We start from the raw sequence: 13,449 nt of genomic DNA, 5'->3' as shown, positions 1-13,449 counted from the left end.
CGGCGGTTCTTGTCAGTACCGGTGAGGCCCCGCGTCTGCGGGCTGATCCGGACGACAGGCCCTGGAGGACACGGCCTAACGGCTCAGCCGCCCGAACCGCCGTACCGCCAGTGGGAAGAACACCGCCAGCAGGGCCAGGGGCCAGGCGACCGCGGCCCAGGCGTGCCCGGACTCCGTGCCGGGCACGCCGAACAGGTCGCGTACGGCCGTGGCCGTGTGGGACATCGGGTTCCACTCGACGACCGTGCCCAGCCAGCCGGGCATCGAGCCGGGTGTGGCCAGGGCGTTGGAGAGGAAGCCGACCGGCCAGACCAGGATCTGCACGGCCTGGACCATCTCCGGTTTCCCCGCCACCAGGGCCAGGTGGATGCCGATCCACAGCATCGCGAACCGGAACAGCAGCAGCAGGCCGACGGCCGCGAGGAGGGCCGGCGGGCCGCCGCCGGGCCGCCAGCCGAGCGCGGCGCCCACGCCGATCAGCACGACCAGGGCCATCGCCGACTGGAGCATGTCGGCGGCCGAACGGCCCACCAGCACCGCCCCGTTGGCCATGGGCATCGAGCGGAAGCGGTCGATCACACCCTTGTCGAGGTCCTGCGTGACGGCGAGCATCGTGCCCTCCAGGCCGAAGGCCATGGTGAGCGCGAGCATGCCGGGGATCAGGTAGTCGCGGTACTCGCCGCTCACCCCTCGGCCGCCGCCGATGAGGTAGCCGAACATCAGCAGCAGCATCACCGGGAAGACCAGATTGACGGCCAGCTGGACCGGCTGCCGCCCCCAGCGGGCGAGCTCCCGGCGGGTCATGGTCCAGGAGTCGGTCACGGCGTGCGCGGTCATGCGGCCTCCTTCACCCGGTGGTCGTCTCCGGTCAGGTGCAGGAACACCTCGTCCAGCGTCGGGCGGCGCAGGGCGACGTCCTCGGCCTCGATCCCGGCCTCCCGCAGGGCCCGTACGACGCCGGACAGCGCCTCCATGCGGTCGGTGACCGGGGCGCTCAGCAGCCGGCGGTCGGCGTCCACGCTGATCCCGGTCAGCGGCAGCAGGGCGACGGCGGCGCCCAGTTGACCGGCGTCGCGCAGGATCACGTCGATGCGGTCGCCGCCCGTCTCGGCCTTCAGTTCGTCGGCCGTGCCCTCGGCGATGACCCGGCCGGCGTCGACGACCGAGATGCGGTCGGCGAGCTGGTCGGCCTCCTCCAGGTACTGGGTGGTGAGCAGGACCGTCGTACCGCCGTCGACCAGGGAGCGGACGGACGACCACACCTCGGCACGCCCGCGGGGGTCCAGACCGGTGGTGGGCTCGTCCAGGAAGAGCACCTCCGGCTCGGTGATCAGGGACGCGGCGAGATCCAGGCGGCGCCGCATGCCGCCGCTGTACTGCCGTACCGCCTTGCGGCCGGTGTCGGCCAGACCGAAACGCTCCAGGAGTTCGTCCGCACGCGCGCGTGCCCGCCGTGCGCCCAGGTGGTGCAGCCGGCCGAACAGCTCCAGGTTCTGCCGTCCGCCGAGCTCCTCGTCGAGCGCGGCGTGCTGGCCGAGCAGGCCGATGCGCAGCCGCACGGCGTAGGCCTCGCGCACCACGTCGTGCCCGGCCACCTCGATCCGGCCGGCGTCGGGCCGCAGCAGAGTGGACAGGATCCTCACCAGGGTGGTCTTGCCCGCGCCGTTCGGCCCGAGCACTCCGTGCACCGTGCCGCGCGCGACCGTGAGACCGAGCCCGTTCAGCGCCTTCTTGTCGCCGTACGTCTTCTCCGCGCCTTCGACGGTGATCGCCGTGTCGGCCACCAGGCCTCCCTCTCTAGTCAAAGTTGACTACACGGTCGAGAGTAACCCCGGCCCAGCCAGTCGTCAAACTTGATTAGTCAGCGTCCCCGGGATGCGACTCCCCTGTCGCGTACGGGTTCTCCTCGTCGTCGGCCAGGATGCCGACGAACGGGTCGCCCTCGCCGGCGAAGGTGTAGGCACCGCCCTCGATGCGCTCGATGAGACCGCGGGTCCACTCGCCCTCGGAGTCGGCCGTGTGGACCCACATGTTCATGATCTCGCCGATGTGCCCGAGCTGTTCGGGGCCCTTCTCGGGCACGTAGTGCTCCAGGACGGAGGCCCGCCACTGCTCGATCCGCAGGGTCCGTTCCTTCAGCAGCGCCACCGCCTCGGCCCGCGGCAGGTCGACGACGAAGCCGACGGCGGCCGTCTTCACGTCCCCGCGCTGGTCGTAGGTGACCAGCGCGTCCCGCAGCAGCCGGAAGTACTCCTCGGTCCCCTGCTCGGTGATCTCGTACTCCGTGCGCGGCGGGCCGCCGGCCGTGGACGGGGCGATCTCGTGCGCGTGCAGCAGCCCCTGCTTCGCCATCTGCTTCAGGGCGTGGTAGATCGAGCCGGGCTTGGCGTTGGACCACTCGTGCGCGCCCCAGTACTCCAGGTCGTTGCGCACCTGGTAGCCGTGGGCGCGGCCGTGCATACGGACCGCGCCGAGCACGAGGAGACGGATCGCTGACATGCGGTCCAGGTTAGGACCCGGCCGCCGTCCGCTGTTCCTCGGCCACCAGCTCGAAGGCGGTCCTGCCGTCCAGGGACTCACGGATGATGTCGGCGTGACCGGCGTGCCGGGCCGTCTCACGGATGAGGTGCAGGCAGAGCCAGCGGTGGGAGACCCGGCCGTCCGGCGGGAACCAGGGCTGGGCCGGCAGCGCGAAGGTGTCGTCGAGGCTGGGGACCGAGCGGATGTACGCCTCCGTCTCGGCGGCGACCTTCTCCCAGTACGCCAGCTGCGAGGCCACGGTCTCGCCCTCGACCAGGCGGAAGCACTCGTGCCAGTTGCTCTGGTCCCGCACGACGGCGGGCGGCTCGCCCTTCGCCAGGGAGACCCACATCTGCTCGACCTCGGCGACGTGCTTGACCAGCCCGGCCAGGGACAGCTCGCTCGCGCTGGGACGGGACGACGCCTGCTCGTCCGTCAGCCCGAGCACCGCCCGGCGCACGCCGCCACGCTGCTCGGCGATGAAGGACAGGAGCGCCCCCCGCTCGTCGCCGTGAGCCTCCGCCGGAACGTGAGTGACCATGACCGCCGCCTTTCGCCGGGTCAGGGGGTCTCTCCCCCTGACACCGACCACGCTACGGGCCCTTGAGGTCAGGTTCTGTCCTCAAGGGCCGGCGCGCCGGAAGGCTCTAGAACGGGAACCCGCTCCGGCCGTGCTGCACCGAGATCCACTTGGTCGTGGTGAACGAGTCGAGCATCGTGTCGCCGTTGAGCCGGCCGATCCCCGAGTGCTTCTCGCCGCCGAACGGGACGATCGGCTCGTCGTGCACGGTGCCGTCGTTCACGTGGAACATGCCCGTGTCGATCTGCTTGGCGAAGGCGACGCCCCGCTCCACGTTCCCGGTGTGGACGGCACCGCTCAGGCCGTAGGGCGTGTCGTTGACGAGGCGTACGGCCTCCTCCTCGCCGTCGAACGGGACGAGGAACGCGACCGGCCCGAAGACCTCCTGCTTGAGCAGGGCCGAGTCGGCGGGGAGGCCGGTCAGCACCGACGGCTCGACCAGGTTGTCGGTCCGCCCGCCGCGCAGCAGGGCCGTGGCGCCCTCGGCGAGGGCCTGCTCGACCACCGAGGAGACGGCGTCCGCCTGGGAGGAGTTGATGACCGGGCCGATGACGGTCTCCGGGTCGCGCGGGTCGCCCGCCTTGAGGGTCTTGACCTTGGCGACGAACTTCTCGGTGAACGCGTCCGCGACCGACCGGTCGACGAGGATCCGGTTGGCGGCCATGCAGACCTGGCCCTGGTGGACGTACCGGCTAAAGACGGCCGCGTCGACCGCGTAGTCGATGTCGGCGTCGTCGAGGACCACCAGCGCGCTGTTGCCGCCCAGTTCGAGCACGGAGCGCTTGAACAGCCGGGCGCAGACGGTCGCCACGTGCCGGCCGACCGCGTCGGAGCCGGTGAAGGAGATGACCTTGGGGACCGGGTGCTCCAGGAAGGCGTCGCCGATCTCCGCGATGTCGGTGATGACGACGTTCAGCAGGCCGCCGGGCAGCCCCGCGTCCTCGAAGATCTTCGCCACCAGGGAACCGCCGACGATCGGGGTGTTCTGGTGCGGCTTGAGCACCACCGCGTTGCCCAGCGCCAGCGCCGGGGCGACGGACTTGATCGACAGCAGGAAGGGGAAGTTGAAGGGGCTGATCACGCCCACCACGCCGACCGGCACGCGGTAGACGCGGTTCTCCTTGCCGTCCACCGGCGAGGGGATGATCCGCCCCTCGGGGGCCAGCGACAGGTGGACCGCCTCGCGCAGGAACTCCTTGGCGAGGTGCAGCTCGAAGGCGGCCTTCAGACGCGTGCCGCCGAGCTCGGCGATGATGGCGTCGGAGATCTCGGCCTCGCGCTCCTCGATCAGGCGCAGCGCCTTCTCGAAGACCGCCCGGCGGGCGTAGGGGTTGGTCGCGGCCCGCTGCTTCTGGGCGCGGGCCGCCGCCCGGTAGGCCTGATCGACCTCGTCGGCCGTGGCTATGGTGATCGACGCCAGCTTCTCGTCGTCGTACGGGTTGAAGTCGATGATGTCCCAGGAACCGGTACCCGGGCGCCACTCACCGTCGATGTACTGCTGTGCGAGGTCGGTGAAGCAGGACGACGACATGTGTGATCCCTCGATCCCTGGAAGATCTCCGATCGCGCCTTGACGATCTGATCACACGTCATCGTACTGATGTTTCAGGTGAGTTGGAGGAGTACTTCAGGAGAGCTGGAGGAGGCCCCGCAGAAGGTCCCGGCTCTCCGAGGGGCCCGGGCTGTCGCTCTGGAGTTCCTTGAGCGCCTTCTCGTACTGGGCGACGTCCTCGGCCTTGTCCAGGTACAGCGCGCTGGTGAGCTGCTCCAGGTAGACGACGTCCGACAGGTCGGACTCCGGGAAGCTGAGGAGCGTGAACGCGCCACTTTCGCCGGAGTGGCCGCCGAGGCTGAACGGCACCACCTGGAGCCGGACGTTGGGCCGCTCGGAGATCTCGATGAGGTGCTGGAGCTGGCCCCGCATCACCTCGCGGTCGCCGTACGGGCGGCGCAGGGCGGCCTCGTCCAGGATGATGTGGAAGTCGGGCGCGCGCTCGTCGAAGAGGTACTTCTGCCGTTCCAGCCGCAGCGCCACGCGGCGTTCGACGTCGGCCTCGCTCGCGCCCTGCATGCCCCGCCGGACCACCGCGTGGGCGTACGCCTCGGTCTGCAGCAGTCCGTGCACGAACTGCACCTCGTAGGCCCGGATCAGCGAGGCCGCGCCCTCCAGGCCGACGTAGGTCGGGAACCAGCTGGGCAGCACGTCCGAGTAGCTGTGCCACCACCCGGCGACGTTGGCCTCCTTGGCCAGGGACAGCAGGGAAGAACGCTCCTGCTCGTCGGTGATGCCGTACAGGGTCAGCAGGTCCTCGACGTCTCTGGTCTTGAAGCTCACCCGGCCCAGCTCCATCCGGCTGATCTTCGACTCGGAGGCGCGGATCGAATAGCCCGCCGCCTCGCGCGTGATGCCCCGCGCCTCACGCAGTCGCCTGAGTTGTGATCCGAGCAGCATGCGCCGCACCACCGATCCCGGCTCTCCCGCGCTCACGTTCGCCAGCCTCCCCAACGTCTTCAGGGGCCGCAGTCTGCCACTAAAACACTCCGAGCAGTACTCGTCCGGTTACGGAAACGGAATCGAGACGGTCGACGCTCGCACGCGAGGGCAAGAAGAAGGCAAGCGAACGGCCAAAGGGCGACGCGAAGATGACGGAAAAATTGGCCAACAAGCGGTACGGGACAACTCATTCCGGTCACGTGCACGTGCATCTGCCCTTGCATCTGCTGTACGCATCCGAAACCATGGTCCCGCACCACCGCCGCATCGCACCGACCGCGAATTCCCGGGAGTGCCTCGCATGGGGACGAATGGATCGACCATGCTCGAGCCGTTACGGCAGGGCCTTCCGCCGCTGGATCCCGCGGCCGTGTCCGACGCCGCCTCCTGCGCTCTTCCCGCCCGCTACGAAGCGGTGCGCGAGGCACGGCGGTTCACCCGCAGAACCCTCGATCAGTGGGACATGGGCGAGCGGTTCGACGACGTCTGCCTGGTGGTCTCGGAACTCGTCACCAACGCGCTGCGGCACGGCCTGCCGGCGGGCCACGCGTGTACCGGCGACCGCGAACCCCCTGTACGGCTGCACCTGATGCGGTGGGCCGAGCGGCTGGTGTGCGCGGTGCGCGATCCCAGTCACGACAGTCCGATCGCCCGGGAGAGCGACGACTTCTCGGCCGAGTCCGGACGCGGACTGTTCCTCGTCGACTCCTTCAGCGACGGCTGGGGCTGGCACCCGCTCGCGGGCGCGCTCGACGGCAAGGTGGTCTGGGCGCTGTTCCGGCTGCCGCCCGCCGGTTCGCGGCCCGGCGGGGAATGAGAGACCGCGGCGCATTCTCGCGTCGCGGTTCTACGCGCGTCACCGCGCGTTGAGGGCGGATCGCCCCGATTTCACCGGGGGCTGCCGGAGCCTCAGCCGCCGACCAGGTGGTCGAACTCGCCGTCCTTCACGCCAAGCAGCATCGCCTCGATCTCGGCACGGGTGTAGACCAGCGCGGGGCCGTCGGGGAAGCGCGAGTTGCGTACGGCCACCTCACCGCCCGGCAGCCGGGCGAACTCCACGCACGAGCCCTGCGAGTTGCTGTGCCGGCTCTTCTGCCAGGCCACACCGCGCAGTCCGGCGGCCGCCATACCGTTGTACACGTCGTGGTCCACAGGTCGCTCCCCGGTGGTGCACTGGCTGGTGTGGCCATTGGTGCAGTGGTCAACTGACCCGGATCATAGCCCTGTTCATGTGCAGATGCATGGGCAGATGCACGTGCACGCGGGGTGGTCCTGCCGTTACAGCTTTGACGACCGCTTGACCGAAGCTCTCGACTGTTTGACGGCCCGTCCCCGCCTCTCGTTCCCTGCGGCCTGCGCCGAAGTGGCCCGGTTCGGGGAGGTCCGGTGGAGGCGGAGCATCCGCTCGGCTCCGGGGCGAGGCGGCGGCGCGGGGACCGCACCGGCGAAGCGAGAGCTGAGACGCACGGCCGCCCGAAAGGCGTTCGACTGGCCGACCCGCATCCGGAAGGCGGCCGCGGCCTGCGAGGACGAGGAGAAATGGGCCGGTCGCAGGAGACCGGGGTCGTCCTGGTGGCCGGTGCCCGGCTCGGACCATCGCCGGACACCCGCTCGGGCCCGCAGCCCCGGCGACCCGCGCGCACCGCAACCGGGAGCACCCCGGAACGGCTCGCGAAAACGCCGCCGCGCGGCCGGTCCGACGGGCGTCCGGCCCGGTCCTGACGGCCCGCCGGGCGTCACGACGCCGCACGACGGGCGGCGTTGCCCCGGCCCCGTGGCGGCACCCGCAGATGGTTCCACCGCCCGTCAAGCGTGGGGAACCTCACCCTGACCCGGCGGGCTCGGCCTCAGCGGCCTGCGTACGGCAGGAGCGCCATCTCGCGCGCGTTCTTGATGGCCCTGGCCAGCTGCCGCTGCTGCTGGGACGACACCCGGGTGACGCGACGGCTGCGGATCTTGCCGCGGTCGGAGATGAACTTCCGCAGCAGGTCGGTGTCCTTGTAGTCGATGTAGGTGATCCCGGCCTGGTCCAGGGGGTTGGGCCGGTCCTTGGCGGGCTTGCGGTCGGGCTTGCGGGGCATGGCGGGTCAGACCTCCAGGAGGGTGTCGAAGGCATGCGGCAGGCGCTGCCAGGCATCGGGGCCGGCGGCGTACTCGGCGTCGGTCAGCAGGCAGGACTCCAGCAGCCGTTCCAGGCCGTCCCGGTCGAGGCCGGGCGAGGTGAAGACCAGGTGCTGGCCGCGGTCCCCGTGCTCGGGGTGCCAGTCCAGCGCGGCGGCGGCACGGCGTACCGGCGGGACCATCTCCCAGGCCGCGTCCGGGAGGGACGCCAGCCACGGGCCCGCGCTCTCCACGCACAGGGCCCCGCCCGCAGCGTCCCAGTGGAAGAGCGTGTCGGGCTTGTCGGCGAGCCAGAACCGGCCCCGGCTGCGGGCGGCCGCGCAGGTCAGGTCCTCCAGCGCGGCGTACAGCCGCTCCGGGTGGAAGGGGCGGCGCCGGTGCCACACCAGGGTGGAGACGCCGTGCGCGTCGGCCTCGGCGGGGAGCAGCGCGCAGGCCGGGTGCTGCGCGGCGGCGGCCGCCTCGACGTCGAAGCCGGCCAGGGCGGCGTCGGCGAGGGGGGAGAGCGGACGCCTGCGCGGTGCCGGGACGGTCAGGCCGTCGTCGGCCCGGTCCGATGGGGACCCCGGCCCGACCGGGGCCCGACGGGCCGTCGGGTGCAGCTGGGCGAGCAGCTCGTGGTCCTCGTCGTCGGCCTCCGGGGAGTCGGCGACGGCGAGGACGGGGGCGTACTCCAGCTGACGCGCGAAGGTGTCGGCGACCGTGCGCTGGTCGGTCGCGGCGGCGGCGAGACCGGCGTCGGCGAGGTCGTCGCCGTTGCCGAGGTACGGCAGGACCAGGGCCGGGTCGACGGCCGTGATCACGCCGGTGACGGTGAGCCCGCCCGCCGTGACGACCTCGGCCATGGCCTTGGGCTCGACGGAGTCCCACAGCTCGACGACGGCGAGCCGGGCGGATCCGGCGTCCCGCAGGCGCTCCAGCTCCGGCACCAGATCCTCCCGCAGAGCACAGCACGCGCAGTCGTTGACGAGCGGCGCCTCCCCCGCGTCGAGGACACCGGTGGCGTCTCGGATGGTCCGTATGACCGTGCCCGCGGCGGCCGTCGACAGGTCGTGGTGGAGGACGACACTGCCGGGCACGTCGGCGAGCAGCCGCGCGACGGCCGCCCTGCGGGCGTCGGCGTGCAGCCCGCCGACGATCACGACGGGCAGCCCAGGGGGGACAGCCACGGGATCAGCCCTTCTTTCCGTACCGGCGCTCGAAGCGCTCCACGCGGCCGGCGGTGTCCAGGACGCGGGCCGTGCCGGTGTAGAAGGGGTGGCTGACGTCCGAGATCTCGACGTCGACGACCGGGTAGGTGTTGCCGTCCTCCCATTCGATCGTCTTCTCGCCCGCCGTGGCGGACAGGGTCGAGCGGGTGAGGAAGGCGTAGTTGGCGGCACGGTCGCGGAAGACGACGGGGCCGTACTCCGGGTGGATTCCCTCGCGCATGGTCAGCGCTCCTCTCGGAAGTCGACGTGACGGCCGACGACCGGATCGAACTTGCGCAGGGTCATGCGGTCCGGGTCGTTGCGGCGGTTCTTGCGGGTCACGTAGGTGAAGCCGGTCCCGGCGGTGGACCGGAGCTTGATGACCGGACGGAGTTCGTTGCGTGCCATGCCGCTATGATACTGAAAATGAAATCCATTTCCACTGTCTAGGCAGAGAGGTACGTCACCACCATGTCCGCGCACTGCATGCTGACCGGGACACAGCCGGGCTTCGGCAACCGCATCTCCCACTCCCACCGGCGCACGCCCCGCCGGTTCGACCCCAACATCCAGTCCAAGCGGTACTGGCTGCCGAGCGAGGGCCGCCACGTCCGGCTCCGGCTCAGCACCAGGGGGATCAAGACCGTCGACACGATCGGGATCGAGGCGGCCGTCGCCCGAATCCGCGCCCGGGGAGTGAGGATCTGATGGCGAAGAAGAGCAAGATCGCGAAGAACGACAGGCGGCAGGAGATCGTCGCGCGGTACGCCGCCCGGCGGGCCGAGCTGAAGGAGATCATCCGGCGGCCGTCGTCGACCCGGGCCGAACGGCTCGCCGCGCAGGCGGAGCTGCGCAGGCAGCCCCGCGACGCGAGCGCCACGCGCGTACGCAACCGCGACCAGGTGGACGGCCGGCCGCGCGGCTACTTCCGGGCGTTCGGGCTGTCCCGGGTGAGTCTTCGGGAGCAGGCGCACGCGGGGTATCTGCCCGGGGTGCGCAAGTCGAGCTGGTGAGGGGCGCTCCCGGGACGTCCGCCGGAGGGGCGAGTCGTCCTGTCGTCCTGGTAAGGGGCGTTCCCGGGGGCTCTTGACCGGCCCTGGTAGCTTGCTGCGATCGTTCCGGCCACGGGCCGGCCGGTGCCGTCCGGGCCGGTCGGCCGGCTACAGCTTGGGGGCTTGCAGTGACTTCGGTGATCTTCTCGCGCCGCTCCAATGCCGTGCGCGTCGCTGCCGCGGCGGCGGGGCTGGCGGGCGCGCTCGTGCTGAGCGCGTGCAGCAGCGGCGGCGACTCGGGCGACGACGCGTCCGCCGGCCCCTCCCCGTCGGCCTCGGCGTCCGCCCCGGCGGGCGGAGACTCCGGCTCCGGTGCCGGCGCATCGTCCGGCGGTCCGCTGGCGGGCAGCTGGCTCGCGACGACCGGTGGCAAGGCCGTGGCCCTGGTGATCACCGGCAAGCAGGCGGCGTTGTTCGCCACCGGCGGCAGTGTGTGCAGCGGCACCGCGGGCGAGGAGTCCGGCATGCGGATGATCCGCCTGAAGTGCACGGACGGCTCCAAGGACCGGGCGACCGGCATGGTCGACTCGGTGGACGAGAACAGCTTGAAGGTCACCTGGGAGGGCGGCCTCGGCGCGGAGACCTACACGAAGGCCGAGGGTGGCAAACTGCCGACGGGCCTGCCGACGGCAAGCCTCGGCTGACGCACGGCCTACGGACCTGGCGACAGCCGAGGCCTGGCTGACCGGAGGCCCGGGCCCGTCGGCGCCGGGGCCCCTCCGGGGCGAGGGGCGCGTCGGGGACGTCGGCTCATGGGGTTACCACGCCTACGCACCGGAGTCCGGCGTTCGGGGGAATCGCAGGGGGTGCGTGGCCGTGCGGTGCGCGGGTGCGTGATGATCCAGGGGCCCGATGCCGCTTTCGTTCGACACGTCCAGAGGACCTCATGCGCACCTACCCCCTCACCCTCGCCGCCGCCCTCGCCGCTACGGTCCTGCTGACCGGCTGCAGCGACGACAAGTCCGGTGGTGACGACGTCAAGAACGCGGACCGGCCGAGCGACTCGGCCTGTGCGCTGGGCGACATGGGAGTGAAGGTCGGTGCCGCCGCCGCCCCGGCCGCCGGCGACACCGGCACCGTCACCGTCACGCTCACCAACCAGGGCAAGCAGTGCACGCTGAAGGGCTTCCCGGGCGTGGACCTGCTGGCCGACGACAAGACGACGTCCGTCTCTCCGGACGAGGGCGCCAAGGCCCCGTCGCTGACCCTCGGGAAGGGCGCCACCACGTCCTTCACGATCACCTACGTCCGGGGCGAGGCGGGCTCCGCGGAGAGCCTCGACGTGCGCAAGGCGTCCTTCACCCTGCCCGGCGACACCAAGACCGCGCACGAGCTGGCGTGGTCGTACGGCGCGGTCGCATGGGCGGACGAGAAGCCCTCGGTGAGCGGCTTCGAGACGTCGGGCGACTGACGGGCCCCGACGGCAGGTCAGCGCAGCGGCGGCCGGTGGCGGACCCGGGCCCGGTCCGCCGCCTGCGCGCCCTGCGTCCAGCCCTCCGCGTCGCGCACCCCGCGCAGCCGGGTCGTGGTCGTCTCCGGGAACATCCGCTCCAGCCGCCCGGTGACGGCGACCTCGCGGGAGGCGAGGACCGGGAGCAGTTCGCCGGTCACCTGGGTCTCGGCGGCCGCCGCCAGCCGGGTGCCGATGCGGTGGGCGTAGGCCGCGAGGAACGCCTGCCGGAACGTCTTGGTGCGCTTGCGGCCCCCCGCACGCTGCGCGGCCTCCGCCTTCGTCATCGCGGTCGTGGCCTGCACGAGGAGCGAGGTGTGGAGGAGTTCCACCGCCTCCAGGTCGGTCTCGAAGCCGACGACGGTGGAGAAGCCGAGGGGTTCGTTCCACACCGCCCGGCAGCGGTTGGCGCGGGCGACGGCGTCCAGCAGCACCGCCTTGGCCTCTTCGTACGGCGGTTCGACCCCGATCCGGCAGGCCCCCGGCGTGTCCGGCGAGGGTGCTCGCGCCGCGAGAAGCGCCTCGTCGACGCTGTGCCGGGCCATCAGCTCCTGCGCCTTGGCGCTGAGCGCCTCCGCCTCCTCCGGGAACCCGGTCGCCTCCGCCTTGGCCAGCAGGGCGCGGATGCGGGTGAGCATGCGCGCCTCGCCCCCTGTTTCCCCGGGCGCCGCTCCGCGCGTCTCGTCGAGGGCCTCCAGGGCGGGCAAGCGCAGCAGCAGGCGGTACAGCTCCAGCGCGGCTGTCGCGTACGAGAAGCGGTCGGTGCGGGGCGGGGCGTCGGCGGGGAGGTCCGCGAGCTGCCCGTTCCAGCGGCGGCCCCGGGGCACGTCGCCGGGCGCCTGGGCTCGGATCAGCGCCGCCGCGAGGAGCACGTGCAGGTCGTCCAGCTCGCGCCGCACGATCCGTACGACGTCCGCCGGCTGCCAGCCGCGCCGCCAGGCCGCCGCCACGAACTCCTGTCCGCGCCGGTCGAGTTCGGTGTCCGCCGCCGGGTCGGAGGCGAGCAGGGAGGCGCCGGTGTCGAGGGCCGTCTCGCCGGTCTCGTAGAGGGCCGCTGCGAACGCGCGGTCGACGGTGCTGGACGTACTCACGGGCCGATGGTGCCACGGCCTGCCGGGGTGCCCGGCACCCCGGCCCCCCGCATCCCGCTCCCCGGTTCGGCCCGTCCGCGCCTGTCCGTCTCCGGGATGGCCTGCACGGGGTTCGCGGTGTGTCGGGTGGCGACCTCGCCGCAGTGGCCACATACGGTGTCAACTCGCGGTTGACACTCCCGATAGCGCAACCTACGGTTGACACATGACGAACCCCGACACCACGTCATCCGTCCGTCTCGACGACCTCATCGCGGCCATCAAGAAGGTCCACCAGGAGCCGCTCGACCAGCTCCAGGACGCGGTGATCGCCGCGGACCACCTGGGCGACGTGGCCGACCATCTGATCGGCCACTTCGTCGACCAGGCCCGGCGCTCCGGCGCGTCCTGGACCGACATCGGCAAGAGCATGGGCGTCACCCGGCAGGCCGCCCAGAAGCGCTTCGTGCCCAAGGAGTCGGCCGATCTCGACCCGAGCCAGGGCTTCAACCGGTACACGCCGCGCGCCCGCAGCGTGGTGATGGCGGCGCACAACGCGTCCAAGGCTGCGCACAACGCCGAGGGCCTGCCCGAACACCTCGTCCTCGGTCTGCTGGCCGAACCGGAGGGACTCGCCGCGAAGGCGATCGTCGACCAGGGCGTCTCCCTCGACACCGTCCGCGCGGCGGCGACGGCGGCGCTCCCGCCGGCCGCCGAGGACGCCCCGGAGCTCGTGCCGTACGGCCCGGCCGCCAAGAAGGTCCTGGAACTCACCTTCCGCGAGGCCCTGCGCCTCGGCCACAACTACATCGGCACCGAGCACATCCTGCTCGCCCTCCTGGAGCACGAGAACGGCCAGGGGGTCCTCAGCGGCCTGGGCATCGGCAAGGAGCGGACCGAGCGGTTCGTGGCCGAGGCCCTGGAGAAGATCGTGCAGGCGCAGAAGGACGTGCCGGACGAGTCCTGAGCCGC

At 71.7% G+C, this 13,449-nt stretch carries 18 protein-coding genes; 6 read left to right on the top strand and 12 right to left on the bottom strand.

The features are described from left to right. Nucleotides 1-75: 75 nt before the first annotated feature. From ADK65_RS10745 to ADK65_RS10720, 6 genes are all read right to left on the bottom strand, one after another. The gene (locus ADK65_RS10745) at nucleotides 76-837 is read right to left on the bottom strand and encodes an ABC transporter permease (RefSeq protein WP_053669736.1); all 762 of its coding nucleotides are present in this window, start codon (nucleotides 835-837) and stop codon (nucleotides 76-78) included. Continuing rightward, nucleotides 834-1,784 carry an ATP-binding cassette domain-containing protein gene (locus tag ADK65_RS10740; RefSeq protein WP_053669735.1) on the bottom strand — a complete coding sequence of 317 codons (951 nt, stop codon included), beginning with the start codon at nucleotides 1,782-1,784 and terminating at the stop codon, nucleotides 834-836. The genes ADK65_RS10745 and ADK65_RS10740 overlap by 4 nt, the downstream gene beginning before the upstream one ends. Before the next feature lie 73 nt (nucleotides 1,785-1,857). Next, nucleotides 1,858-2,499, bottom strand: coding sequence for a PadR family transcriptional regulator (locus tag ADK65_RS10735; RefSeq protein WP_053669734.1), 642 nt, complete (start codon nucleotides 2,497-2,499; stop codon nucleotides 1,858-1,860). Nucleotides 2,500-2,509: 10 nt separating this feature from the next. Further along, entirely contained in the window at nucleotides 2,510-3,061 is a 552-nt protein-coding gene (locus ADK65_RS10730) for a DinB family protein (RefSeq protein ID WP_053669733.1), read from the bottom strand. 106 nt (nucleotides 3,062-3,167) lie between these two features. Next, nucleotides 3,168-4,631: an aldehyde dehydrogenase family protein gene (locus tag ADK65_RS10725; protein ID WP_053669732.1), complete on the bottom strand. Its 1,464-nt coding sequence runs from the start codon at nucleotides 4,629-4,631 to the stop codon at nucleotides 3,168-3,170. 96 nt (nucleotides 4,632-4,727) lie between these two features. Further along, entirely contained in the window at nucleotides 4,728-5,552 is an 825-nt protein-coding gene (locus ADK65_RS10720) for a helix-turn-helix domain-containing protein (RefSeq protein WP_053669774.1), read from the bottom strand. 343 nt (nucleotides 5,553-5,895) lie between these two features. Between ADK65_RS10720 and ADK65_RS10715 the strand changes: the two genes are divergently transcribed. Beyond that, nucleotides 5,896-6,411, top strand: a complete 516-nt coding sequence (locus tag ADK65_RS10715) for an ATP-binding protein (protein WP_078955900.1) — start codon at nucleotides 5,896-5,898, stop codon at nucleotides 6,409-6,411. 92 nt (nucleotides 6,412-6,503) lie between these two features. Here the strand turns inward: ADK65_RS10715 and ADK65_RS10710 are convergent, their stop codons facing one another. The 5 genes from ADK65_RS10710 to rpmG all read right to left on the bottom strand — a co-directional run bounded on the left by ADK65_RS10710 (nucleotide 6,504) and on the right by rpmG (nucleotide 9,313). Further along, on the bottom strand, nucleotides 6,504-6,722 hold the full coding sequence (locus ADK65_RS10710; RefSeq protein ID WP_053669773.1) for a DUF397 domain-containing protein: 219 nt from the start codon (nucleotides 6,720-6,722) through the stop codon (nucleotides 6,504-6,506). Between the two features lie 719 nt (nucleotides 6,723-7,441). Beyond that, nucleotides 7,442-7,675 carry a 30S ribosomal protein S18 gene (gene rpsR / locus ADK65_RS10705; RefSeq protein WP_053669730.1) on the bottom strand — a complete coding sequence of 78 codons (234 nt, stop codon included), beginning with the start codon at nucleotides 7,673-7,675 and terminating at the stop codon, nucleotides 7,442-7,444. Nucleotides 7,676-7,681: 6 nt separating this feature from the next. Then, nucleotides 7,682-8,884, bottom strand: coding sequence for a CobW family GTP-binding protein (locus tag ADK65_RS10700; protein WP_053669729.1), 1,203 nt, complete (start codon nucleotides 8,882-8,884; stop codon nucleotides 7,682-7,684). A gap of 4 nt (nucleotides 8,885-8,888) precedes the next feature. Then, complete coding sequence (locus ADK65_RS10695) at nucleotides 8,889-9,146, bottom strand: type B 50S ribosomal protein L31 (protein ID WP_053669728.1); 258 nt, start codon at nucleotides 9,144-9,146, stop codon at nucleotides 8,889-8,891. Between the two features lie 2 nt (nucleotides 9,147-9,148). Then, entirely contained in the window at nucleotides 9,149-9,313 is a 165-nt protein-coding gene (gene rpmG / locus ADK65_RS10690) for a 50S ribosomal protein L33 (protein ID WP_053669727.1), read from the bottom strand. Nucleotides 9,314-9,376: 63 nt separating this feature from the next. Between rpmG and rpmB the strand changes: the two genes are divergently transcribed. The 4 genes from rpmB (at nucleotide 9,377) to ADK65_RS10670 (ending at nucleotide 11,368) form a co-directional block, all read left to right on the top strand. Continuing rightward, a complete protein-coding gene (gene rpmB / locus ADK65_RS10685; RefSeq protein ID WP_053669726.1) occupies nucleotides 9,377-9,613 on the top strand; it encodes a 50S ribosomal protein L28 in 237 nt (78 codons plus the stop codon). Next, the gene (rpsN, locus tag ADK65_RS10680; protein ID WP_053669725.1) at nucleotides 9,613-9,918 is read left to right on the top strand and encodes a 30S ribosomal protein S14; all 306 of its coding nucleotides are present in this window, start codon (nucleotides 9,613-9,615) and stop codon (nucleotides 9,916-9,918) included. The genes rpmB and rpsN overlap by 1 nt, the downstream gene beginning before the upstream one ends. Nucleotides 9,919-10,085: 167 nt before the next feature. After that, nucleotides 10,086-10,601 carry a hypothetical protein gene (locus ADK65_RS10675; protein WP_053669724.1) on the top strand — a complete coding sequence of 172 codons (516 nt, stop codon included), beginning with the start codon at nucleotides 10,086-10,088 and terminating at the stop codon, nucleotides 10,599-10,601. Between the two features lie 242 nt (nucleotides 10,602-10,843). Beyond that, on the top strand, nucleotides 10,844-11,368 hold the full coding sequence (locus ADK65_RS10670; protein WP_053669723.1) for a DUF4232 domain-containing protein: 525 nt from the start codon (nucleotides 10,844-10,846) through the stop codon (nucleotides 11,366-11,368). Nucleotides 11,369-11,385: 17 nt separating this feature from the next. Here the strand turns inward: ADK65_RS10670 and ADK65_RS10665 are convergent, their stop codons facing one another. Continuing rightward, entirely contained in the window at nucleotides 11,386-12,498 is a 1,113-nt protein-coding gene (locus ADK65_RS10665) for a DUF2786 domain-containing protein (protein WP_053669722.1), read from the bottom strand. 205 nt (nucleotides 12,499-12,703) lie between these two features. Here ADK65_RS10665 and ADK65_RS10660 point away from each other — a divergent pair, with 205 nt between their 5' ends. After that, nucleotides 12,704-13,444: a Clp protease N-terminal domain-containing protein gene (locus ADK65_RS10660; protein ID WP_053669721.1), complete on the top strand. Its 741-nt coding sequence runs from the start codon at nucleotides 12,704-12,706 to the stop codon at nucleotides 13,442-13,444. Nucleotides 13,445-13,449 lie beyond the last annotated feature (5 nt).

Origin of the sequence: Streptomyces sp. NRRL B-1140 (assembly GCF_001280065.1) — a bacterium.
Lineage (GTDB): Bacteria > Actinomycetota > Actinomycetes > Streptomycetales > Streptomycetaceae > Streptomyces.
This window is presented reverse-complemented; position numbering and strand designations above follow the sequence as displayed.